Annotated in this window: 19 protein-coding genes; 12 read left to right on the top strand and 7 right to left on the bottom strand. The window is 72.8% G+C overall.

Translation table 11 applies throughout. The annotated features are described in order from the left end of the window. Positions 1-2: 2 nt before the first annotated feature. The 3 genes from LCE31_RS17470 to LCE31_RS17460 form a co-directional block, all read right to left on the bottom strand. Entirely contained in the window at positions 3-605 is a 603-nt protein-coding gene (locus LCE31_RS17470; protein ID WP_225015212.1) for a TIGR03086 family metal-binding protein, read from the bottom strand. Positions 606-767: 162 nt separating this feature from the next. Then, entirely contained in the window at positions 768-2,402 is a 1,635-nt protein-coding gene (gene aceB, locus LCE31_RS17465) for a malate synthase A (RefSeq protein ID WP_225015211.1), read from the bottom strand. A gap of 242 nt (positions 2,403-2,644) precedes the next feature. Further along, a complete protein-coding gene (locus tag LCE31_RS17460; RefSeq protein WP_225015210.1) occupies positions 2,645-3,280 on the bottom strand; it encodes a nucleotidyltransferase family protein in 636 nt (211 codons plus the stop codon). Positions 3,281-3,441: 161 nt separating this feature from the next. Between LCE31_RS17460 and LCE31_RS17455 the strand changes: the two genes are divergently transcribed. Continuing rightward, positions 3,442-3,843: a DUF5955 family protein gene (locus tag LCE31_RS17455; protein WP_374118487.1), complete on the top strand. Its 402-nt coding sequence runs from the start codon at positions 3,442-3,444 to the stop codon at positions 3,841-3,843. Positions 3,844-4,012: 169 nt separating this feature from the next. On the opposite strand, the gene LCE31_RS17450 is transcribed toward LCE31_RS17455, so the two are convergent. Continuing rightward, the gene (locus LCE31_RS17450; RefSeq protein ID WP_225015209.1) at positions 4,013-4,810 is read right to left on the bottom strand and encodes an IclR family transcriptional regulator; all 798 of its coding nucleotides are present in this window, start codon (positions 4,808-4,810) and stop codon (positions 4,013-4,015) included. Between the two features lie 271 nt (positions 4,811-5,081). Here LCE31_RS17450 and allB point away from each other — a divergent pair, with 271 nt between their 5' ends. Both allB and alc read left to right on the top strand, forming a co-directional pair. Continuing rightward, positions 5,082-6,419: an allantoinase AllB gene (allB, locus tag LCE31_RS17445; protein ID WP_225015208.1), complete on the top strand. Its 1,338-nt coding sequence runs from the start codon at positions 5,082-5,084 to the stop codon at positions 6,417-6,419. A 73-nt stretch (positions 6,420-6,492) separates the two neighbouring features. Beyond that, complete coding sequence (alc, locus tag LCE31_RS17440) at positions 6,493-7,602, top strand: allantoicase (protein WP_225015214.1); 1,110 nt, start codon at positions 6,493-6,495, stop codon at positions 7,600-7,602. An 84-nt stretch (positions 7,603-7,686) separates the two neighbouring features. On the opposite strand, the gene LCE31_RS17435 is transcribed toward alc, so the two are convergent. Continuing rightward, complete coding sequence (locus tag LCE31_RS17435) at positions 7,687-10,215, bottom strand: glycoside hydrolase family 2 protein (protein ID WP_225015207.1); 2,529 nt, start codon at positions 10,213-10,215, stop codon at positions 7,687-7,689. A 412-nt stretch (positions 10,216-10,627) separates the two neighbouring features. On the opposite strand from LCE31_RS17435, the gene LCE31_RS17430 reads away from it, so the two are divergent. The 3 genes from LCE31_RS17430 to LCE31_RS17420 all read left to right on the top strand — a co-directional run bounded on the left by LCE31_RS17430 (position 10,628) and on the right by LCE31_RS17420 (position 14,388). After that, the gene (locus LCE31_RS17430) at positions 10,628-11,266 is read left to right on the top strand and encodes a dihydrofolate reductase family protein (protein WP_225015206.1); all 639 of its coding nucleotides are present in this window, start codon (positions 10,628-10,630) and stop codon (positions 11,264-11,266) included. A gap of 462 nt (positions 11,267-11,728) precedes the next feature. Continuing rightward, on the top strand, positions 11,729-13,036 hold the full coding sequence (locus LCE31_RS17425; protein WP_225015213.1) for a ricin-type beta-trefoil lectin domain protein: 1,308 nt from the start codon (positions 11,729-11,731) through the stop codon (positions 13,034-13,036). Between the two features lie 173 nt (positions 13,037-13,209). Next, positions 13,210-14,388 carry a cytochrome P450 family protein gene (locus LCE31_RS17420; protein WP_225015205.1) on the top strand — a complete coding sequence of 393 codons (1,179 nt, stop codon included), beginning with the start codon at positions 13,210-13,212 and terminating at the stop codon, positions 14,386-14,388. Between the two features lie 54 nt (positions 14,389-14,442). Here LCE31_RS17420 and LCE31_RS17415 read toward each other — a convergent pair whose 3' ends face one another. Next, positions 14,443-15,447 carry a Gfo/Idh/MocA family protein gene (locus LCE31_RS17415; RefSeq protein WP_225015204.1) on the bottom strand — a complete coding sequence of 335 codons (1,005 nt, stop codon included), beginning with the start codon at positions 15,445-15,447 and terminating at the stop codon, positions 14,443-14,445. Positions 15,448-15,549: 102 nt separating this feature from the next. Between LCE31_RS17415 and LCE31_RS17410 the strand changes: the two genes are divergently transcribed. The 6 genes from LCE31_RS17410 to LCE31_RS17385 all read left to right on the top strand — a co-directional run bounded on the left by LCE31_RS17410 (position 15,550) and on the right by LCE31_RS17385 (position 21,381). Then, positions 15,550-16,305 carry a GntR family transcriptional regulator gene (locus LCE31_RS17410; protein WP_225015203.1) on the top strand — a complete coding sequence of 252 codons (756 nt, stop codon included), beginning with the start codon at positions 15,550-15,552 and terminating at the stop codon, positions 16,303-16,305. A gap of 184 nt (positions 16,306-16,489) precedes the next feature. After that, a complete protein-coding gene (locus tag LCE31_RS17405) occupies positions 16,490-17,467 on the top strand; it encodes a sugar ABC transporter substrate-binding protein (RefSeq protein WP_225015202.1) in 978 nt (325 codons plus the stop codon). Further along, a complete protein-coding gene (locus tag LCE31_RS17400; RefSeq protein ID WP_225015201.1) occupies positions 17,464-18,531 on the top strand; it encodes an ABC transporter permease in 1,068 nt (355 codons plus the stop codon). Before LCE31_RS17405 ends, LCE31_RS17400 begins: the two co-directional genes overlap by 4 nt. After that, positions 18,528-19,397 carry an ATP-binding cassette domain-containing protein gene (locus LCE31_RS17395; RefSeq protein WP_225015200.1) on the top strand — a complete coding sequence of 290 codons (870 nt, stop codon included), beginning with the start codon at positions 18,528-18,530 and terminating at the stop codon, positions 19,395-19,397. Before LCE31_RS17400 ends, LCE31_RS17395 begins: the two co-directional genes overlap by 4 nt. A 221-nt stretch (positions 19,398-19,618) precedes the next feature. Further along, positions 19,619-20,785, top strand: coding sequence for an ROK family glucokinase (locus LCE31_RS17390; RefSeq protein ID WP_225015199.1), 1,167 nt, complete (start codon positions 19,619-19,621; stop codon positions 20,783-20,785). Beyond that, the gene (locus LCE31_RS17385; RefSeq protein WP_225015198.1) at positions 20,782-21,381 is read left to right on the top strand and encodes a hypothetical protein; all 600 of its coding nucleotides are present in this window, start codon (positions 20,782-20,784) and stop codon (positions 21,379-21,381) included. The genes LCE31_RS17390 and LCE31_RS17385 overlap by 4 nt, the downstream gene beginning before the upstream one ends. 83 nt (positions 21,382-21,464) lie before the next feature. On the opposite strand, the gene LCE31_RS17380 is transcribed toward LCE31_RS17385, so the two are convergent. Further along, a complete protein-coding gene (locus LCE31_RS17380) occupies positions 21,465-22,223 on the bottom strand; it encodes a DeoR/GlpR family DNA-binding transcription regulator (RefSeq protein WP_225015197.1) in 759 nt (252 codons plus the stop codon). Positions 22,224-22,621: the final 398 nt, after the last annotated feature.

The following is a 22,621-nucleotide window of genomic DNA, read 5'->3' as shown; positions in this document are numbered from 1 at the left end:
CTTCAGCGCCCCGGTGTCCACCCCGGGTCCCGGCCGCTCAGCCCCACCACCCGGTCGAGCAGCGGAGCGTCCTCGGCCACCGGTACGGGCGGGCCGAACGGGCCGCGCGGAGCGTCGCCCCTCACCCCCGCGTCGAGCGCCGCGTACGACACGGACAGCCCGGCCCCGCCGGGCACGTAACGCTGCCCGGTGGCCCGCGCGAGGTCCCAGCCGTGCAGCAGTACCTCGTTGAGGGCGACGACCCCGCCGACGGCTCCCGGCAGATCCACCGACCCCGCCCGGCTCTGCCCCTGCCAGGCCGCCGGATCGCGCCAGGCCTCCGCCAACTCCCCGAGCAGCCGCTCCAGGTCACCGCGCCACCGCGCGCCCAGCTCCGGCAGCCCGGCGCCCGGCGCGGTGTCCGTCAGGGGCCCGAAGTCCTTCCGCGCCGTCGCGGCGAGCCCGGTGGCGAGGCCCGCCACATGCGCGAGCAGCGTCCGTACGGAGTAGTCGGGACACGGCGTGGGCCCGTCGAGCTGCTCGTCCCTTACCCCCTCCGCCACCCGCGCCGTCCTGGCGCACGCCGGCCCGAGGTCGATCGCATCCGTCCGCGTGTGAGTATCCATACACATCACGACTCGCGGGCGCCCCCGAACTCATCGCACCCCCGCCCCGGACGCCGCGCGGGCGGGGGGGGGGGGGTGCGGGACGGAGGCGCCCGGACGAGGCGCGGCGCTTTTCAGCCGCCCGGGCGCTCAGCAGCCCGGGCTGCTGAGCCGCCCAGCCGTTCAGCCGCGCAGGCGCTCGTAGGCGGGGAGGGTGAGGAAGTCGGCGTAGTCGGCGTCCAGCGAGACCGTCAGCAGGAGGTCGTGGGCCTGCTGCCACTCGCCGGACTCGTACGCCTTCTCGCCGGCCTCCGCGCGGATCGCCGCCAGCTCGGCGGCCGCCAGTTCCCGGACCAGCTCGCGGGTGACCGCGACCGTGCGGCCGTCGTGCTCGAACTCGACGCCCGCGTTGATCCACTGCCAGATCTGCGAGCGGGAGATCTCCGCCGTGGCGGCGTCCTCCATCAGGTTGAAGATGGCGACGGCGCCCGAGCCGCGCAGCCAGGCCTCGATGTAGCGCAGCCCGACCTGGACGGCGTTGACGAGCCCGTCGTAGGTCGGCCTCGCGTCGAGCGAGTCGATCGCGATCAGGTCGCCGGGCGCGACCGACACGTCCTCGCGCAGCCGGTCCTTCTGGTTCGGCCTCTCTCCGAGGACCGCGTCGAAGGACTCCCGGCACACCGGCACCAGGTCGGGGTGGGCCACCCAGGAGCCGTCGAAGCCGTCGCGCGCCTCGCGGTCCTTGTCCGCCCTCACCTTCTCCAGCGCGACCTTGTTGACCTCGGGGTCGCGGCGGGACGGGATGAACGCGGCCATCCCGCCGATCGCGTGTGCGCCGCGCTTGTGGCAGGTGCGGACGAGGAGTTCGGTGTACGCGCGCATGAACGGGGCGGTCATCGTGACCGCGTTGCGGTCCGGCAGGACGAACCTGGCGCCGCCGTCCCGGAAGTTCTTCACGATCGAGAACAGGTAGTCCCAGCGCCCGGCGTTCAGCCCGGACGCGTGGTCGCGCAGCTCGTAGAGGATCTCCTCCATCTCGTACGCGGCCGTGATCGTCTCGATCAGCACGGTGGCGCGGATGGTGCCCTGCTCGATGCCGAGGTGGTCCTGGGCAAAGACGAAGACGTCGTTCCAGAGCCGCGCCTCCAGGTACGACTCGGTCTTCGGCAGGTAGAAGTACGGGCCGAGGCCGCGCTCCAGCAGGCGCCGCGCGTTGTGGAAGAAGTACAGGCCGAAGTCGACCAGGGCGCCCGGGATCTCGCTGCCGTCCGCGGCCACCAGATGGCGTTCCGCCAGGTGCCAGCCGCGTGGCCGCACGACGACCGTGGCGAGGTCGGCCGCGTCGCGCAGGGCGTACGACTTGCCCGACGCCGCGTCGGTGAAATCGATGCGCCGCTCGTACGCGTCGATCAGGTTGATCTGACCGGTGACCACGTTCTCCCAGGTCGGCGCGGACGCGTCCTCGAAGTCGGCGAGCCAGACCCGGGCGCCCGAGTTGAGCGCGTTGATCGTCATCTTCCGGTCGGTCGGCCCGGTGATCTCCACCCGGCGGTCGTTCAGGGCCTCGGGGGCCGGCGCGACCCGCCAGCTGTCGTCGGCCCGGACGGCGGCGGTCTCCGCCGGGAAGTCGAGCGTGCTGGTGCGGGCGATCTCCGCGCGCCGTTCGAGACGGCGTGCCAGCAGCTCGTCGCGCCGGGGGGTGAACCGCGCGTGGAGTTCGGCGAGGAAGGCGAGAGCCGCCTCGGTCAGCACCTCCTCCTGCCTCGGCAGGGGAGCGGGCGCGACGATCTCCAGCGGTGACGGCGCTGGTGCGGACATGGGGCACTCCTTCGGCGGCGGTCCTGCGGCTCTCGGACACGGCGGGCAGCGGCACCGGGTGCCACCCGGGGGCGGCGCGGGCCGTATCCACCCTTCCCAGCATCGAGAGCTTCTGACCAGTGGATAATAGTTTCCTTATGGTGGAAGTTCAATGGTTTGTTGATGTCGAGATTCTCCGGGTCGAGCCAACGCGGCTCGCAGTGCCACCGTCAGACCCCAAGTGCGCGGCGAAACAACCGTGTTCACGCTTCCCCGGTCAGGTGTACGAGATCCTCCGGGGTGTCGATGTCGTACGCCTCCGCCACGTCCCCGCACTCGACGAGGGTGATCTCCGCCTCGTGCGCCCGCAGATAGGCCCGGGCGCCCCGGTCGCCCTCCGCCTGTGCCGCCACGTCGGCCCAGCGGTCCGCGCCGAGCAGTACGGGATGCCCGCGCCGCCCTCCGTAGGCGGCGGAGGCGAGCGCGCCCCGCGAGCCCCCGTACGCGGCGAGCACCCTGGCCACGGCGCGGGCGCCGATACCGGGCTGGTCCACGAGCAGGACGAGCGCGGCGCCCGCCGTGCCGGAAGCGCCAAGCGACGCGAGCCCCGCGCGCAGCGAGGTCCCCATGCCCTCCGGCCAGCGCGGGTTGTCCACCGGAACGCAGCCGGACAGGTCGGCCCGCTCGGCGACCTCGTCCGACGCCGCGCCCAGCACCACGTGCACCGGGCCGCAGCCGCCCTCCCGCAGCACCCGCGCGGCGTGCTCCACGAGCGGCCGTCCCCGGTAGGGCAGCAGCGCCTTGGGCCGGCCGCCCAGCCGGCGCCCGCCGCCCGCCGCGAGCAGCAGGCCGGCCACCGGGGCCGGTGCCCCGGCCGATTGACTCGATGTGCGATTCATGGGGTCTGCATACCCCATCACCGCCCATTCCCGCCGTATTCGGTCCGCCAGGTGGCGCATACCGATCGGTACGCGTTAACTTTCCCGCGAAACCAGGGAGGTTGACCACCGACGTGGGGCGCGAACCGGCACAACGATGTGCGAGGGCGAGGGGGAGAGCTGTGCTCTGGAGCATGGGGCGGGCGCGGGTGATGGAAGAGAGGCGGCCGGACGCGGAGCGCGGGGCCGTGCACGGCGGCACGCAACCGGTGGGCGCGGGGGGTTCCGGGGCCCCCGGGGGCACAGAGGACCCGCGGATCTCGGGACTGCGGGCGGCCGTGTCCCGGCTGCGGCGTGAACTGGCCTCCTACCCCGGAGAGTTCAGGGACCGCGGCGTGGCCGAGGACGAACTGGCCGCGCTCGCGGCCATGGTGGAGGGCGGTGGGCCGGAGATCGCCAGGATGCGGCGGTCGCTGCTGCTGATCGTCGGTTCGATCGGCTCGGTCAGCGCGCTCGGCCCCGCGCTGATGGCCGTACGCACGGGGGTCGAGGTCTTCGGCGGCGCGCCGCCGGGCCGGGGCTGACCGGGGTCGTCGGACGCGACGCCCGGCCCGGTACGCCGGGGTGCGGGGCCCGGCCGGTTCGGCGGGCGCCGTGCCCGCTCGGGCCGCGGTGCGGAGAGGGGTTCGCGGTCGGTTCGCGATCGCCGAGGTCGGCCGGACGGCACCCACGGGCCCGTGGCCGCGCGGGCCCTCAGGGTGTCGTGCTCGTCAGGACTTCGGAGAGCGCGCCCGCCACTTCCTGGAGCACCGGGACGATCCGGTCCGTCGCCGCCTCCGTCACCCGGCCCGCGGGCCCGGAGATGGAGATGGCGGCGGCGGTCGGCGACCCCGGAATCGGTACCGCGAGGCAGCGGACGCCGATCTCCTGCTCGTTGTCGTCGACCGCGTACCCGGCCGCGCGCACGTCCTCAAGCGCGGCCAGGAAGCGCTCGGGCGTGGTGATCGTCTTGTCCGTGGCCGCCGGCATGCCCGTACGCCCCAGCAGGTCCCGTACGTCCTCGGCGGGCAGGTGCGCGAGCAGCGCCTTGCCGACGCCCGTGGAGTGCGGCAGCACGCGGCGGCCGACCTCGGTGAACATGCGCATGGAGTGCTTCGACGGGACCTGCGCGACGTAGACGACCTCGTCGCCGTCCAGCAGCGCCATGTTGGCGGTCTCGCCGGTCTCGTCCACCAGGCGGGCCAGGTAGGGCCGTGCCCAGGTGCCCAGCAGCCGGGAGGCCGACTCGCCGAGCCTGATCAGGCGCGGGCCGAGCGCGTACCGCCGGTTGGTCTGCTGGCGCACGTAGCCGCACAGCACCAGCGTCCGCATGAGACGGTGGATCGTCGGCAGCGGCAGTCCGCTGCTCGCCGACAGCTCGCTCAGACCCACCTCGCCGCCCGCGTCCGCCATCCGTTCGAGCAGGTCGAAGGCGCGCTCCAGGGACTGGACGCCGCCGCTCCCCGAGGCGGCTTTCGCGGCGTCTGTGGTGCTGGCGCTGGACGACGGCACGTGGGCGGTCCTTTCACGGACGGAACAGGCGGACGGGCGAGCCTGAAGCCTATCGGGCGCGGAGGGCGGCTCCGTGCCGTAGCCCACCTTACATTCTGCTGGGCGGAATCAGCATTTCACTTGGTGGAAATATCTCGAAAGGGCTCTTGACGCGTCGGTGCGAGCGGAGAACACTCTTCAACAGTTCGTTGAAATCCATGCCGGCCGGGGCGCGCCGGCCGCCCGTGCAGGCTGCCGGCCGCCGGCCGGTGATCCGTCCCGAGAGGTACGCATGCCCGAGGTGAGCCTTGTCCTGCGCTCGACCCGAGTCGTCACGCCCGAGGGCACCCGCCCGGCGGCCGTCGCCGTCGCGGGGGAGCGTATCGACGCGGTCCTCGCCCACGACGCCGCCCTGCCGCGAGGCGCCCGGCTCGTGGACGTCGGGGACCAGGTCGTCCTGCCGGGCCTCGTCGACACCCATGTGCATGTGAACGACCCCGGCCGCTCCGCGTGGGAGGGCTTCGCCAGCGCGACCAGGGCCGCCGCGGCGGGCGGCGTCACCACCCTCCTCGACATGCCGCTCAACTCGCTGCCGCCCACGACGACCGTGCCGCACCTGCGTGTCAAGCAGGAGACGGCACGCCCGAAGGCCCACGTCGACGTCGGATTCTGGGGCGGGGCGCTGCCCGGCAACACGGGCGATCTGCGGCCCCTGCACGAGGCCGGGGTCTTCGGCTTCAAGTGCTTCCTCTCGCCCTCGGGCGTCCCCGAGTTCCCCGAACTCGACCGGGACCGGCTCGCCACGTCCCTCGCGGAGATCACCGGCTTCGGCGGCCTGCTCATCGTGCACGCCGAGGACCCGCACGCACTCCAGGACGCCCCGCACCGTGCCGGGCCCGCGTACACCGACTTCCTCGCCTCCCGCCCCCGCGCCGCGGAGAACGAGGCCATCCGCACCCTGATCGACACGGCCCGCGGGCTCGACGCCCGCGTGCACGTCCTGCACCTGTCGTCGTCGGCCGCGCTGCCGCTGCTCGCCGGCGCGAAGGCGGCGGGCGTCCGGGTCACCGTGGAGACCTGCCCGCACTTCCTCACCCTCACCGCGGAGGAGGTCCCGGACGGGGCGACCGAGTTCAAGTGCTGCCCGCCCATCCGCGAGGCCGCCAACCAGGACGCCCTGTGGCAGGCGCTCGCCGACGGCACGATCGACTGCGTCGTCTCCGACCACTCGCCATGCACCGCCGACCTCAAGACCCCGGACTTCGCGACCGCCTGGGGCGGCATCTCCTCCCTGCAACTCGGCCTGCCCGCCGTCTGGACCGAGGCGCGCCGCCGCGGGCACCCGATCGGCGAGGTGGCGCGCTGGATGTCGGCCGCGCCCGCCGCGCTCGCGGGCCTCACCGCGAAGGGCGCCGTGGCCCCGGGCCGCGACGCCGACTTCGCCGTACTGGCGCCGGACGAGACCTTCACCGTCGACCCGGCCCACCTGCACCACCGCAACCACGTGACGGCCTACGCGGGCCGGACCCTGTACGGGGTGGTGACCTCCACCTGGCTCAGGGGCCGCCGCATCGCCGAGGCCGGCACGGTGGCACCACCCACAGGTCAGCTACTCGAAAGGAACCACTGAGGTGACGGAAGCGCCGCAGACCACCCACGTCCCCGACTCAGCGCGGTCGGCCGGGCCGGCCGGGAGCGCCGCCGTGCCCGCCGCGTTCACCGGAGACGTGCGGCCCTACGCCGGCGGTGACCCGTACGCCGACTACCGCGCGGCCGACTTCCCCTTCACCCGTCTCGCCGACCTCGCCGACCGCAGGCTCGGCGCCGCCGTGGTCGCCGCGAACGACGAGTTCTTCGCCGAGCGCGAGAACCTGCTGCGGCGCGAGCGGCCCGTCTTCGATCCGGAGGCGTTCGGCCACAAGGGCAAGATCATGGACGGCTGGGAGACGCGCCGCAGGCGCGGTCCTGGACCGGACGCGCCGCACCCCGCCGCGAGCGACCACGACTGGGCGCTGATCCGCCTCGGCGTGCCCGGCGTGGTGCGCGGCCTCGTCGTGGACACCGCCCACTTCCGCGGCAACTACCCGCAGGCGGTGGCCGTCGAGGGCGCCTGTCTGCCGGGGCAGCCGTCCGTCGGCGAACTGACCGCGGAGGACGTCGTGTGGACGCCGCTGGTGTCCCGTACGGCGGTGGGCGGCCACGCGGCCAACGGCTTCGCCGTCGACGTCCCGCGGCGCCTGACCCACCTCAGGCTCCGGCAGTTCCCCGACGGCGGGATCGCCCGGCTGCGGGTGTACGGGGAGGCCGTGCCCGACCCCGCGTGGCTCGCCGCGCTCGGCACCTTCGACGTCGCCGCCCTGGAGAACGGCGGGTACGTCGAGGACACGTCCGACCGCTTCTTCTCGCCCGGCTCCAACACCCTCGCGCCCGGCCGCTCCGCGAAGATGGACGAGGGCTGGGAGACCCGGCGCAGGCGCGACGACGGGCACGACTGGGTCCGCTACCGGCTGGTGGCGCGCGCCGAGATCCGGGCCGTCGAGATCGACACCGCCTGCTACAAGGGCAATGCGGCGGGCTGGGCCGCGCTGTCGGTGCGCGACGGCGCGAGCGGGGAGTGGGTACAGGTCTTGCCCCGCACCCGGCTCCAGCCGGACGCCGTGCACCGCTTCGTGCTCCCGGCCCCCGCGACCGGCGACGGCGTACGCCTCGACACGTTCCCCGACGGCGGCATCTCCCGGCTGCGGCTGTTCGGTTCGCTGACACCGGACGGCGCCGCCGCGCTGGCAGCCCGCCACCGCGAACTGGGCGGCTGACAGCACCGCCCCCCCCCCCCCCCCCCCCCCGCCCCCCCCCGCGGGGGCGGGGGGGGGGGGGGGGGGGGGGCGCGACCAGGGAGCTCAGGCGCGCGTGTCCGCGGTCGTTCCTGTCCTCGTTCCCTCGTCCGTTTCCGTGCTCGCGCCCGTGCTGGTTCCCGTCACCGCGAACAGCGCCGCCTCGGCCGCGGCCCGGTCCGGGGACGGCCAGCCCGTCACCCGGATCGTCGCGCTCTCACCCGGCAGCAGGGTGAACAGGCCCCGGTCGGCGGCGGCTTCGGGCGACAGCCGGTCGGCCTGGAGGAGCAGGTCCCGTACGAGCGTGCGCGCCGTCACCGTCACCCCGGCCGCACCGTCCGGGAGTTCGGCCACCGCCACGTCGTAGGACGGCTCGGGATAGGCGAACTCCAGGTCCCGTACGGGGAAGTGCAGCGCGCGCTGCCCGTCCGCGTCCGCCACCAGGTACTCGGTGCGCGAGCCCGGCCGGGGGAGCAGACCGTCGGGCACCGCCGCCCCGGCGACGCCCCGGGCCCCGGCCGCGAGGCGTACGCGCGCCTCTGCAAGCACCTCGCCGCCCACCGACATCCGGCGCAGCAGGACCTCGGGGTCCCAGCCGCTCCGGGACTGGTTCACGGCGACGAGCACGGGCGCGCCGTCCCGGCGCTGGATCGTCAGCAGCCGGTCGGCGTACAGGCGGCGCAGCTCGTACCAGAGCGGCTTGAGCCGGGCGTCACCGTCCACCGCGGCCCAACTCGTCACCGGCCAGCAGTCGTTGAGCTGCCAGACGATGGCGCCCGCGCACACCGGCCAGTGTGAGCGCCAGTGCTCGACACCGGTGGCGACGGCGCGCGCCTGGTTGACCTGCATCAGATAGTGCCACCGGTCGAAGTCGTCGGCGGCGGGCACCGCGAAGTGGCGGGCGAGGCCGCGCTCCAGCTTGCCGAGGCCGTCGTCCGCCTTCTGATGGTGGAGCATCTCCGGCGAGTCGGCGACCAGTTCGCCGCCGGGCAGCGCGCGGCGCAGCGTCGCGTACGCGGGCGGCCCCTGCCAGCCGAACTCCGCGACGAACCGCGGCACATCGTTCAGGTAGTCGGTGTAGTCCGTGGTGTTCCAGACGTCCCACGAGTGGATGACGCCGTGCGCGGGGTCGTTGGGGTGGTGGTCCCACGAGCCGGACCAGGGGCTGCCCGCCCAGTAGGCGCGCGTCGGGTCGGTGTCGGCGACGACGCGCGGCAGCAGCCCGAGGTAGTAGCCCTCGCCCCAGGAGTCCCCGGCGAGCTCCTTGTCCCAGTCCCAGAGCCGGAATCCCCACAGGTTCTCGTTGTTGCCGTTCCACAGCACCAGGCTCGGGTGCGGCATCAGCCGGGCGACGTTCTCGCGTGCCTCGGCCTCCACCTCGCCCCGGATCGGCTGCTCCTCCGGATACGGGGCGCAGGCGAAGAGGAAGTCCTGCCACACCATCAGTCCGAGCTCGTCGCAGACGTCGTAGAACTCGTCCCGCTCGAAGATGCCGCCGCCCCACACCCGTACGGTGTCGACGCCCGCCTCCGCGGCCTGCGTGAGGCGCTCGCGGTAGCGGGCGGACGTGACACGGGACGGGAAGACGTCGTCGGGAATCCAGTTCACACCGCGCGCGAAGATCCGCTCGCCGTTGACGACGAAGGTGAAGCCGGTGCCGTGCTCGTCGGCGCGCGTGTCCACGACGACGTCGCGGAAGCCGACCCGCCGCGCCCAGTGCCCGAGGGCCGGCCCGTCCGCGACGCGCAGGGTGACCTCGCAGTCGTAGAGCGGCTGTTCGCCGTAGCCGCGCGGCCACCACAGGGCCACGTCCGGCACTTCGGCGACGACGACGGCCTCGTCGCCCTCGAACACCGTGGTGGCGTCCACGCCGCCCACCCGCAGGTCGGCGGCGAGCGCCAGGCCCGCGCCGGACGCGGTCCGCTCGACGTCGATCCGCACCTCGACACGGCCGGCGCCGGTGGCGGTGTCCACGGTCACGAGCGGGCGCACCCGGGCCGGCCGCGCCGTCGACCAGTGTTCGAGGCGCACGTCCTTCCAGATGCCAGCGGTCGGCAGGGACGGGCCCCAGTCCCAGCCGTAGGCGCAGGCCATCTTGCGGATGAAGGGCCGCGGGTCCTCGCCGTACGCCTCCTTCGTCGCACCGAGCCGCTCCCGTACGGCCTCGGCCGCGTCGTACGAGCAGGAGAACAGCACGGACAGCTGGGTGTCGGCGGCGAGCCGGCCGGTCACGTCGAAGCGGTAGCCGCGGTGCATGTTGGCGGTGCGCCCGACGGCCGCGCCGCCGACGCTGATCTCCGCGATCGTGTCGAGGCCGTCGAAGACCAGGTCGGTGCGCTCGTGCGCGGTGGCGCGGGCGGGCAGGACGGTGTCGTACACCCAGTCGGTGCGGCCGACCCAGTCGACCTCCCGCTCGTTCCTCGCGAGGAACGGGTCCGGAATGACCCCCGCGGCCAGCAGGTCGGTGTGCACGCACCCGGGCACCCGGGCGGGCAGAGCCTCCCCCCGGTGCCGCAGCGTCCAGCCCTCGTGCAGGGGCACCGCGTGGAGAGACGCGTCGTCGTTCCCGGCCTGCCCCGTCGAACCTGTCGTCACCGTCGTCACCGTTGTCCCAGCCGTTCTCGTCGGTGTCCTTCGCGCGGCGACCGTATCCAGGGTTTCCTTCCAAGGTCAATATATGAACGGGGCGTTTGCGGCCGATCTGTCAGGCGATTCGACGCCTGCTTCCATCGGCGGATCATGTCGGTCCCTGGCGATTAGCTTCTGACAAAAGGTAATGCCCACATCTGTAAGCGTGCACGAACGCGCGAGGCGAGCGGATGGGGGAGCGGGAGCGGCGGTCGGTGCGGCGTCCCGGCGATGAGTCCCGGGGTCCGCCACGGTCTCAAGGACGGCACACCCGCGGTGGCGCACCTCCGCCGTGGCACCCGTTCACGGCAGGCCACCCAACCACTCCGGGCGGCCCGTCCACGGCGGGGGCATCCGTCCGTACCCGAGGAGCAGGACCATGACCGAGATCACCGCCACCACCTTCGTCTCCCTGGACGGCGTCATGCAGGCGCCGGGCGGGCCCTCCGAGGACACCCGGGGCGGCTTCCGGTACGGCGGCTGGACCGTGCCCCACGACGACGAGACCTCCGAGGCCTACATCACCGAGGTCTTCGAGCGCGCCGACGGCTTCCTCCTCGGCCGCAGGACGTACGACATCTTCGCCGCGTACTGGCCCCGCGTCACCGATCCGCGCGACCCGATCGCCGCCGGCCTCAACTCCCTTCCCAAGTACGTGGTCTCCGGCACGCTCACCGATCCCGCGTGGCACCGCACCACGGTTCTCGGCGGCGACCCGGGCGCCGCCGTCAGGAGGCTGAGGGAGCGGCCCGGGCGCGAGATCCAGATCCACGGCAGCGGCGCCCTGGTCCGTTCCCTCTTCGGCCAGGGCGTCATCGACCTCTACCGCGTCCTGGTCTTCCCGGTGTACGTCGGCACGGGCGAGCGCCTCTTCCCGCACGGCGCGGCGCCCCTCGGCTTCGAGGTCACCGACCGCAGGGGCATCGGCAGGGGACAGGGGATCACCGCGCTCACGCTGAGGCCCACGGGAGCGGCCGAGACGGGCTCGTACGAACTGCCCCCCGAGGACCAGGGGTGATCGGCGGAGGCGGGCGCGGCACGAACTGCCTCCCGACCGGGGGTGATCGGCGGAGACGGGCTCGTACGAACGGCCGGAGGGGGCCGGAAGCCGCGCGGTCCCGATGCGGCGGAGGCGGCCGGAGGCTGTGCCGTGTCCTGGTGGAGGGAGCGGGGAGGCCGGGGGAGTCCAGCGATCACACCGCGGACCTGCCGGTGCCCGGGCCGGCGCCGCGGAGGTGAGCCGCCGGACGGTGACACTGGCGCGGTCGGCGGATCAACTCCTTTGCGCCGGGGCATCGTTGCTGATTTCCGGCCGATGTCTCCCGATGCCTTGGCCTGGTCTGCCGCGGCTGCTACCTTCGCGCTCTGACAACGTTGCCAGGTGTCTCGTCGAGCCGGGGCGCACCGTCCATGGACCGACCGAGCGGGACTGCGACATCCTCAGCCGGAGACGGCTTGTCATGGTGGAGGTGACGTGAGCATGCGCCACGGCAACAGGGAACGCCGGTCCGCCGGCACACTGGGGCTCGCGGCGGCGGGTGCCGCGCTTGCGGCGGTGGCCCTCCTGCCCGCTTCCAGCGCGTCCGCCGCAGCGCGGCACGCGGCGGTCGCGAGCGCGGGGCTGGACTACGTCGCCATGGGAAGCTCCTTCGCCTCGGGGCCCGGCATCCCGCCCACAGAGGCGGGCGCCGGCGGCGCGGCGTGCGCGCGGTCGTCGAACAACTACGCCAACGTGCTCGCCCGGGACATCGGTGCGAATCTCACCGATGCCTCGTGCAGCGGGGCGACCACGGCGAACGTCCTGTCGGAGAGCCAGGCCGGGCAGCCGCCGCAGATCGACGCCGTCACCCCGGCCACACAGCTGGTCACGGTCACCATCGGCGGCAACGACGTCGACTACCTGGGCAGCCTCGACGCGTACTCCTGCCAGACGAGCGGCGGTTCCGCCTGCGGCAGCGTGGACCAGAACGCCATCAACCAGACCTTTCCCGCACTGGCCGGCCGGATCGAGAACATCGTCACCGCCATCCACGCGACGGCTCCGCAGGCCCACGTCCTCCTGGTGAACTACTTCACGATCCTTCCGGATTCCGGCACCTGCCAGGGGGTTCCCTTCACCGCCGACCAGTTGGCGTTCGAGCACTCGGTCGCCTCCCGGCTGGCTGACGCCACCGCCACCGCCGCGACCGCCACGGGCGCCACGCTGGTCGATCTCGCGGCGGCGAGCCACGGCCACGACGCGTGCTCCGCCGACCCCTGGGTCGAGACGTACACCCCTGCCGCGGGCCGCTCCCAGTACCACCCGAAGGAGGCCGGGATGAACGCGGCGGCGGCGCTCGTGGACCAGACGCTGGCCGCCACCGGCCAGACCACGACCGGTCCGATCCGCTCCGGCATCCCCGGCAAGTGCGTGGACGTGGAGAACTCCGGCACGGCCAACGGCACCCACGTACAGCTCTACGGGTGCGACGCCACCGCCGCGCAGGACTGGACGGTGGTGCCCGGGGCCGGCGGGACCCTGCGGGCGCTGGGCGGCTGCCTGGATGTGACCGGCAGCGGCACCGGGAACGGCACGCTGGTGCAGCTGTGGCAGTGCAACGGCAGCGGCGCCCAACGCTGGCTGGCGGGGGCGGACGGTTCGCTGGTCAACCCCCAGTCCGGGCGCTGCCTGGACGACCCGGACAGTTCGACGGCGGACTGGACCCAGCTGAGGATCTGGGACTGCAACGGCACCGCCGCCCAGGAGTGGACCGTGCCGGGCTCCGAGGGGAGCCGTACCGCCTCGTGACGTTCTCCCGCCCGTGAGCCGTGGGCGCCCTGCGAGCGCGGGGCGCCCGGCGTCACCTCGCCGACCGGGCGACGACGCGGCTTAGTCTCGGGTGGCAACACTCCGCCGCCCGCCCTGTGTTCGCGCGCGTGCCGGAGACCGCGCCCCCGCACCCCCGGCCGTACGCTGGGCCGATGGCTATGATCGAACTCGCAGACCTGGGACCGGACTTCCTCACGGACCCGTATCCCCACTACGCGAAGATGCGGGAGTTGGGCCCCGCGCACGAGGTACGGGCGTCCGACGGATGGCGGTTCTGGCTGATCGTCGGACACGAGGAGTCCCGCGCCGCCTTCGGTGACCCCCGTCTCGTGAAGGAGCCTCCGGCCCAGCAGGCCGAGGACCGGATCATGGGCAGGCAGCTGCTGGTCTCGGACCCGCCGGACCATACCCGGCTGCGCCGCCTGGTCGCCCGGGAGTTCACGCCCCGGCGCGTGGCGGCGATGGAGCCGCGCGTGCGGCAGATCACCGGCGAACTGCTCGACGCGATGCTGCCGGCCGGCCGCGCCGACCTGGTGGACGCCCTCTCCTTCCCGCTGCCCATCACGGTCATCTGCGAACTGCTCGGCATCCCGGACAGCGACCGCGACACGTTCCGGATCTGGTCCAACGACATCGTGACGCCCACGGACTACCGATCACCCGCGCTCTCGGTCTACGCCATGCGCGACTACCTCGACGCACTCATCGCACGGCGCAGGGAGGCCGAGCCCGCCGACGACCTGCTCTCCGGGCTGCTGCGCACGGCGGAGCAGGGCGAGGACCGGCTGTCGGCGGAAGAGGTGCGCGCGATGGCCTTCCTCCTGCTCGTGGCGGGCCACGAGACGACCGTGAACCTGATCACCAACGGCGTCCGCGCCCTGCTCGACCACCCCGCTCAACTGGCCGCGCTGCGGGCCGAGCCCGCCCTCCTCGACGGAGCGATCGAGGAGATGCTGCGCTATGACGGACCGATCGAGAACGCGACCCTGCGTTTCACCCGCGAGCCGGCGGTGTACGGCGACACCGTGATCCCCGCGGGGGAGCCGGTGCTCATCGGCCTGGCGTCCGCGAACCGCGACCCTGCCCGCTTCCCCGAGCCGGACACCTTCGACATCCGCAGGACGGCCGAGGGCGGGGCGAGCCACCTGGCCTTCGGCCACGGCATCCACTTCTGCCTGGGCGCGCCGCTCGCCCGGCTGGAGGCCAAGGTCGCGATCGGCGCGCTGCTTGAGCGCGCCCCCGACCTCGCCCTGGACACATCGGCCGACACGTACGACTGGGTGCCCGGCATGCTGATCCGCGGCACGCGGCACCTGCCGGTGCGCTGGTAGCGGGCGGGGTGCGCCCGGACCCGCGTACCGGCAGGCTCACGTACCGATGTACACCTACGCCTGTGCGATCTCCTCCAGTCGCACCGGGCGGTGCTCCGCCCGCGACTTCTCGCAGGCCTCCGCGATGCGCAGGGCGTGCAGCGCCTCACGGGCGTCGCAGGGATTCGTCCGCTCGCCGCGTACGACGTTCACGAACGCGTCGAGCTCCGCCTCGTACGCGGGGGCGAACCGCTCGAGGAAGCCGGGCCAGGGGTTCTCGCAGCGCGGCGGGCCCTTCGGCTCGGTCGAGGTGATCGGCGTGCGGTCGTCCAGGCCGACCGCGAACTGGTCGTCGGTGCCCGCGAGTTCCATACGGACGTCGTAGCCCGCGCCGTTGCAGCGGGTGGCCGTGGCGGTGGCGAGCGTCCCGTCGTCCAGGGTCAGCACGGCCGCTGCGGTGTCCACGTCCCCGGCCTCGCGGAACATCGCGGGGCCCTCGGCGGAGCCGGTCGCGTACACCTCGGTCACCTCGCGGCCGGTCACCCAGCGCAGGATGTCGAAGTCGTGCACCAGGCAGTCCCGGTAGAGGCCGCCGGACAGCGGGAGGTACGCGGCGGGCGGCGGCTGCGGGTCCGAGGTGATCGCGCGGACGGTGTGGAGCCGGCCGAGGGCGCCGGAGCGCACCAGGTCGCGGGCCGCCTCGTAGCCCGCGTCGAAGCGCCGCATGAAGCCCAGTTGCAGGACGGTTCCTGCGGCCTCGACCTCTCGGATCGCGCCGAGCGTGCCCGCGAGGTCGAGCGCGATGGGCTTCTCGCAGAAGGCGGGCAGCCCGGCCCGCGCGGCGCGGGCGATCAACTCGGCGTGCGAGGACGTCGCCGACGCGATGACCACCGCGTCCACGCCCCAGCTGAAGATCTCGTCCACCGAGGGCGCCGCGGTGGCCCCCGTGCGGTCCGCGACGGCGGCGGCGCGCGCCGCGTCGGTGTCCGCCACCACCAGAGAGCCGACCTCGCGGTGGCGGCTGAGCACATCCGCGTGGAAACTTCCGATGCGGCCTGTGCCGATAAGTCCGATACGCATGGCCCTTAAGGTGTCGTTCCCCCGCGCACCCTGTCAAGCATTTGTCCTGACAATCGGACCTGGCGCTTCCCGGCGCGAAGCCTGAGGTCTACGCTCTGCGGCGTGACCGAACAGAGAGGCGCGCCACTCCGGCTCGACGTGGACCGTACCAGTCCCGTGCCCCTCTACTACCAACTGGCCCAGCAGTTGGAAGCCGCCATCGAGCGGGGCGGGCTCGCCCCCGGCAGCCTGCTGGGCAACGAGATCGACCTCGCCCGCCGCCTCGGCCTCTCCCGCCCCACGGTCCGCCAGGCCATCCAGTCCCTCGTGGACAAGGGGCTGCTCGTGCGCCGCCGCGGGGTCGGCACCCAGGTCGTGCACAGCCAGGTCAAGCGCCCGCTGGAGCTGTCCAGCCTCTACGACGACCTGGAGGCGGCCGGCCAGCGGCCCGCGACCCGGGTGCTGCGCCACACGCTCCAGCCGGCGACGGCGGAGGTCGCGGCGGCGCTCGGTCTCGCCGAGGGCGCCGAGGTCCTGCTGCTGGAGCGGCTGCGGTACGCGCACGACGAACCCGTGGCCCACCTGCGCAACCACCTGCCCTCCGGCCTCTTCGACTGCGACCGAGAGCGCCTGGAGTCGACCGGGCTCTACCGCGTGATGCGGGCCTGCGGGATCACGCTGCACAGCGCCCGGCAGTCCGTCGGCGCGCGCGCCGCGACCGAGCAGGAGGCGGCCAGGCTCGGGGAGCCCGTGGGGGCGCCGCTGCTGACCATGGAGCGGGTCACCGTCGACGACACGGGCCGGACCGTCGAGTTCGGCTCGCACGTCTACCGCGCGTCACGCTACTCGTTCGAATTCCAACTCCTGGTCCGCGCTTGACCGTTGTTCCGGACCCGGCCCCCGGCGCACGGAAATGGCGGATGTACAGGCAAAGTATTGACGGGGCCGCGTACCCCGGCTAAAAAGCAGCGACCACGGGAAAGGGCATATTGTCGTGACAGGGATTCGAACAGGGGTACGACGCAGGTGGGGGAGGCGCACCGTCCGGCGGACCGCGGGCGCGGTGCTCGCGGCCACCCTCGCGGCCACCGCGCTCGCGGGGTGCAGCGCCACCGGCGGCAAGCGGGCCGAGGAGCGCGCGGCGGCGGCCCAGGCGGGCGGCCGGTCCGCGGTGAACACGCCGAAGTGGACCATCGGCATGGTCACCCACTCCGCCGACGGCGACACGTTCTGGGACATCGTCCAGAGCGGCGCCAAGCAGGCGGCGGTGAAGGACAACGTCCACTTCCTCTACGCGCACAGCGACCAGGCCCAGGACCAGGCCCAGCTCGTCCAGTCGTACATAGACAAGAAGGTCGACGGCCTGATCGTCACGCTGGCCAAGCCGGACGCGATGAAGGCCGTCGTCACCCAGGCGGTCAAGGCGGGCATTCCTGTCATCACGGTCAACTCGGGCGCCGAGCAGTCCAAGGCGTTCGGCGCGCTCACCCATATCGGCCAGGACGAGACCACCGCGGGTGAGGCCGTCGGCGAGCAGCTCGACAAGGAGCACCGCAAGAAGGCGCTCTGCGTGATCCACGAGCAGGGCAACGTCGGCCTCGAACAGCGCTGCGCCGGCGCCAAGAAGACCTTCACCGGCCAGCTCCAGAACCTGTACGTGGACGGGACCAGCACGCCCGACGTGCAGTCCTCCATCGAGGCCAAGCTCCAGGCCGACTCCTCGATCGACTCCGTCGTCACCCTCGGCGCGCCCTTCGCGGACGCCGCCCTCCAGGCGAAGCAGTCCGCGGGCAGCAAGGCCGAGATCGACACCTTCGACCTCAACCAGCAGGTCGCGGCGAAGCTCAAGTCCGGCGCGCTCGGCTTCGCCGTCGACCAGCAGCCCTACCTCCAGGGCTACGAGGCCGTCGACCTGCTGTGGCTGTACAAGTACAACAAGGACGTCCTCGGGGGCGGCAAGCCCGTGCTGACAGGACCGCAGATCGTCACGAAGAAGGACGCGCCCGCCCTGGAGGCCTACGCGAAGCGGGGCACGCGATGACCGCGACCGCCCCCTCCGTACGGCCCCCGGGCCCCGGCACCGGCGGCGACGAGCGCCTGCTGCGCACCTCCCCGCTGCGCAAGCTGATGGGCAGGCCCGAACTGGGCTCCGTCGTCGGCGCCATCGCCGTCTTCCTGTTCTTCGCGCTCGTCGCGGACTCTTTCCTGCGCGCGTCCAGCCTCGCCACCGTGCTGTACGCGGCGTCCACCATCGGCATCATGGCCGTACCGGTGTCGCTGCTGATGATCGGCGGCGAGTTCGACCTGTCCGCCGGTGTGATGGTGACCAGCTCGGCGCTGATCTCCTCCATGACCAGCTACCAGTTCACCGCCAACGTCTGGGTGGGCGTCGGCGTGTCACTGCTGGTCACGGTCGGGTTCGGCGCGTTCAACGGCTTCATGCTGACCGTGACGAAACTCCCCAGCTTCATCATCACGCTGGGCACGTTCCTCATGCTCACCGGCCTGAACCTCGGCTTCACCAAGCTCATCGACGGCACCGTCTCCACCAAGACCATCGGCGACATGTGGGGCTTCGACTCCGCCCGCGAGGTCTTCGCCGCCACCTGGACCGTCGGCGGCATGGACCTCAAGGTGACCATCCTGTGGTGGCTGGTGATGGTCGCCCTCGCCACCTGGCTGCTGCTGCGCACCCGCTTCGGCAACTGGATCTTCGCCGCGGGCGGCAACGCCGACATGGCGCGCGCCGTCGGCGTGCCCGTCAAGCGCACCAAGATCCTGCTGTACATGGGCGTCGGCTTCGGCGCCTGGGTCACAGGACAGAACCTGCTCTTCTCGTTCGACGCCGTCCAGTCGGGCGAGGGCGTCGGCAACGAGCTGATCTACATCATCGCCGCCGTCATCGGCGGCTGCCTGATCACCGGCGGCTACGGCTCCGCCATCGGCTCGGCCGTCGGAGCCCTCATCTTCGGCATGACCAACAAGGGCATCGTCTTCGCCGAGTGGAACCCCGACTGGTTCAAGTTCTTCGTCGGAGCCATGCTGCTGCTGGCCACCCTGCTCAACGCGTGGGTCCGCAGGCGCGCGGAGGAGTCACGATCATGATCGAACCACCCGAAGAGGTCACGCCCGAGCGCCCCGAGCGCTCCGACGGCCGTACGCCCCTCGTGGAACTGGACGACGTCAGCAAGTACTACGGCAACATCCGGGCGCTCGAAGGCGTCTCGCTGGAGGTCCACCCCGGCGAGATCACCTGCGTCCTCGGCGACAACGGCGCGGGCAAGTCCACCCTCATCAAGATCGTCGCCGGGCTCCACCAGCACGACGGCGGCGTCCTGCGCGTCGAGGGCGAGCCCACCGTGCTCGGCTCGCCCCGCGAGGCCCTCGACCGCGGCATCGCCACGGTCTACCAGGACCTGGCCGTGGTCGCGCTGATGCCGGTCTGGCGCAACTTCTTCCTCGGCTCGGAGCCGACCAGGGGCCGGGGCCCCTTCCGCCGCCTCGACGTCGGCTTCATGCGCGAGACCACCCGCAACCAGCTGCTGCGCATGGGCATCGACCTGCGCGACGTCGACCAGCCGATCGGCACCCTGTCCGGCGGTGAGCGGCAGTGCGTGGCCATCGCGCGCGCCGTCTACTTCGGGGCCAAGGTCCTCGTACTGGACGAGCCCACCGCCGCCCTCGGCGTCAAGCAGTCGGGGGTCGTCCTGAAGTACGTGGCGGCGGGGCGCGACGCGGGCCTCGGCGTGGTCCTGATCACCCACAACCCGCACCACGCCTACCTCGTCGGCAACCGGTTCGTGCTGCTCAAGCGGGGCGCCATGGCCGGCAGCCACACCAAGGACGAGATCGCCCTCGACGAGCTCACCCGGCAGATGGCGGGCGGCTCCGAGCTGGAGGAACTCAGCCACGAGCTCCAGCGGGCACCCGTTCCCGACCACCTCGGGGGCCGCCCCGCGCACGGCGGGTAGGCGGCGCACACGAAACCCCTACACGCCAGATGGCACAATCGCCGGTGGCGGGCGCCGTCCGCCGCGCTGCCCGCCACCGGGCAGGGCCCCGACCCCGCAGGGACGACACGACTCGTGCGAGCATCCAGGCCACGGCCCGGCCGCCGGCACCCCCACCACGGCAGGCGCAGGGACAGGGCCGACCAGGCACCCCGCGCCGCACGGGCGGGAGGCGCGGTCCTGTGAGCACCTACCGCGACCTCGCGCACCGCTCCACCGCCCGCGCCACCGTGCTGCGCACGGTCGGCACCCGCGAGCGCCGCTCCCACCTGAGCGCCCCGCGCGTACCGACCGTCGGCATCGACATCGGCGGTACGAAGGTGATGGCCGGCGTCGTCGACGCCGACGGCCAGATCCTGGAGCACCTGCGCACCGAGACACCCGACAAGTCCAAGAGCCCCAAGGTCGTCGAGGACACCATCGTCGAGCTGGTCCTCGACCTCTCCGACCGGCACGACGTGCACGCCGTCGGCATCGGCGCGGCGGGCTGGGTCGACGCCGAGCGCTCCCGCGTCCTGTTCGCCCCGCACCTCGCCTGGCGTGACGAGCCCCTGCGGGACGCCCTCGCCTCCCGCCTGGCCGTGCCGGTCATGGTCGACAACGACGCCAACACCGCCGCCTGGGCCGAATGGCGCTTCGGGGCGGGCCGCGGCGAGGACCACCTCGTCATGATCACCCTGGGCACGGGCATCGGCGGCGCCATCCTGGAGGACGGCCGCGTCAAGCGCGGCAAGTACGGCGTGGCGGGCGAGTTCGGCCATATGCAGGTCGTGCCGGGCGGCCACCGCTGCCCCTGCGGCAACCGCGGCTGCTGGGAGCAGTACAGCTCGGGGAACGCGCTCGTCCGGGAGGCCAGAGAGCTGGCCGCCGCCGACTCGCCCGTCGCGTACAACATCATCGAGCGGGTCAAGGGCAACGTCCACGAGATCACGGGACCGCTGATCACGGAGCTCGCCCGCGAGGGCGACGCCATGTGCGTCGAGCTGTTCCAGGACATCGGCCAGTGGCTCGGCGTCGGCATCGCCAACCTCGCCGCCGCCCTCGACCCGTCCTGCTTCGTCGTCGGCGGCGGCGTCAGCCCCGCCCACGACCTGCTCATCGGGCCCGCGCGCGACGCCTTCCGCCGCCAGCTCACCGGGCGCGGCTACCGGCCCGAGGCCCGTATCGCGAAGGCGCAGCTCGGCCCTGAGGCGGGTATGGTCGGCGCGGCCGACCTCGCCCGCCTCGTCGCCCGCCGCTTCCGCCGCGCGAACCGGCGCCGCGTCGAACGGCACGAGCGCTACGAGCGCTACGCCCAGGCCATAAGGAACACCCGCACGTCCACCCCGGAGCAGGAACCGCCGTCATGACCCCGACGTCCGCGCCCCCGTCGACCCCGCCGTCCCCACCCGCCACGGGGGACGGCGGGAAGCCGCCGGAGGACCGCCGCCACCGCAACCGCAGGCGCCTGCTGACCCTGATCGTCATCGTGCTGCTCGTCGGCGTGCCGGCGGGCTATCTCGCGATCGCCGCCGAGCAGAGCCGCGACAGCGGCCGCAAGAGCGAGGCCGAGGCGGCGGCGACCGGCCTCCAGCCCATCCGGCCCGCGGGCTTCCGCAAGCGCATCTACGACCTGCCGATCCCCGCGGGCGCCTCGAAGGTGCGCTACTACGAGACGAACAACTGGAAGAACAGCCGCCTGTACGCGCAGTTCGACCTCACCTCGGGGCGGCTCGACACGTTCCTCAACCAGATGGGCACGAACCGCTCCGCCCTGAAGCCGGGCGCCGTGACGATCTCCAAGCGCGACCAGAAGATCGTCAAGTGGGACTTCTCGGTCCCCGACCACCTCTGGTCGGGGCTCGTGTACAAGCAGAAGGCCCCGCTGCCCACCGTGGACGTCATCGTCGACCTGTCCGACCCCGCGACGCCCCGGGTCTACGCCGTCTCCACGGCCACGGCGTAGGGATCACCCCGGCCAGGGATCACCCCGACTGGGGGCCACCGCCCCGCGGCGCATCGTCCGCCGCGGGGTCCCGGGCCGGGGCGTCAGACGGTCGTCACGGGGACGCCCGCCGCCGTGACGCGCGCCAGTTCCTCCTTCGACGCGTTGCTGTCGGTGACGAGGTGCGCGACGGCCGACAGCGGGCAGATCTTCGCCAGGGTCACCTTCCCGATCTTCGAGCTGTCCGTCACGACGACGGTGCGGCTGCTGCTGTGGGTGAAGGCGCGGTCCGTCGCGGCCTCCAACTGGTCGTGCGTGGTGCAGCCGTGGGCGGCGCTGACCCCGTCCACGCCGAGGAACGTCACATCGGTGTGGTACTCGGCGAGTGCCTTCTCGGCGGTGGGGCCCACGAGTTCGTAGCTTTCGCTGCGCGCGGTGCCCCCGATCACGACGAGGGTGACGTCCTTGTGCAGGATGAGTTCCGCGGCGATGTTGACCGCGTTGGTGACGATGGTGACGGGGCCGCGCTCGGCGAGAATCCTCGCGATCTCCGTCGCCGTGGACCCGCCCGTCATCCCGACGACCGCACCGGCCGGCACCAGGGCCGCCGCGGCGCGGGCGATGGCGAGCTTCTCCGGCCTGCGGCGTTCGCTGCGGTACTGGAGCGGGGCTTCGAGGCCGATGTTCCCGACGGCCGCCCCGCCGTGGGTCCGCCGCAGGAGGTTCAGCGTGTGCAGGTGCTGGAGATCGCGTCGCACGGTGGCTCCCGAGACGTCCAGCAGCCGGGACAATTCCTCGACGCCCGCGCTGCCCTTCGCGGAGACATGCTCAAGGATGCGCGCGTGGCGCTCGGTTCTCAGCATGCGTGCAGCATAGCGATCCCCGCTCATCGCGCTTGTTTCCGCTGTCTGTCCCGACCGTACGGGGAAGACGCCCGATCGTCACGTGGAGTCCCGTGCGCAGTTTTGCTCAGTTTCGCGCTATTGACATGACGAAAAGTGCTCGATTTACTGCTGCGGACGCCGCACCAGTTCGGCGGCGTCAGAGGTACGCCTAGCCGGTGGACGGCGTGATGCCGCGAGCCCGGACAAAGTCGCCAGGGCGATGACCCGTCGCCCGAGGCGGGGACGTGCCCGCGCTCAGCCGGAGCCCGACAGTGAACCACCGCATGCCCGCACCGACCCGCCGACGTTCCGCCGCCCGCCGCCGACCTGCGCGCTCGCCGGCCGCCGACCGATCCCTGTACCGGGGACCCGCCCGC

The organism is Streptomyces sp. 8L (assembly GCF_020176795.1).
GTDB lineage: Bacteria > Actinomycetota > Actinomycetes > Streptomycetales > Streptomycetaceae > Streptomyces.
The sequence above is the reverse complement of the archived record's forward strand: the minus strand, read 5'-3'. Positions and strand labels throughout refer to the sequence as shown.

Coding starts and splice junctions, on each gene's coding strand:
- allB (WP_225015208.1), top strand. CDS start 5,082: ATGCCCGAGGTGAGCCTTGTCCTGCGCTCGACCCGAGTCGTCACGCCC.
- LCE31_RS17430 (WP_225015206.1), top strand. CDS start 10,628: ATGACCGAGATCACCGCCACCACCTTCGTCTCCCTGGACGGCGTCATG.
- LCE31_RS17415 (WP_225015204.1), bottom strand. CDS start 15,447: ATGCGTATCGGACTTATCGGCACAGGCCGCATCGGAAGTTTCCACGCG.
- LCE31_RS17380 (WP_225015197.1), bottom strand. CDS start 22,223: ATGCTGAGAACCGAGCGCCACGCGCGCATCCTTGAGCATGTCTCCGCG.
- aceB (WP_225015211.1), bottom strand. CDS start 2,402: ATGTCCGCACCAGCGCCGTCACCGCTGGAGATCGTCGCGCCCGCTCCC.
- LCE31_RS17460 (WP_225015210.1), bottom strand. CDS start 3,280: ATGAATCGCACATCGAGTCAATCGGCCGGGGCACCGGCCCCGGTGGCC.
- LCE31_RS17425 (WP_225015213.1), top strand. CDS start 11,729: ATGCGCCACGGCAACAGGGAACGCCGGTCCGCCGGCACACTGGGGCTC.
- LCE31_RS17470 (WP_225015212.1), bottom strand. CDS start 605: ATGGATACTCACACGCGGACGGATGCGATCGACCTCGGGCCGGCGTGC.
- LCE31_RS17385 (WP_225015198.1), top strand. CDS start 20,782: ATGACCCCGACGTCCGCGCCCCCGTCGACCCCGCCGTCCCCACCCGCC.
- LCE31_RS17395 (WP_225015200.1), top strand. CDS start 18,528: ATGATCGAACCACCCGAAGAGGTCACGCCCGAGCGCCCCGAGCGCTCC.
- LCE31_RS17420 (WP_225015205.1), top strand. CDS start 13,210: ATGGCTATGATCGAACTCGCAGACCTGGGACCGGACTTCCTCACGGAC.
- LCE31_RS17400 (WP_225015201.1), top strand. CDS start 17,464: ATGACCGCGACCGCCCCCTCCGTACGGCCCCCGGGCCCCGGCACCGGC.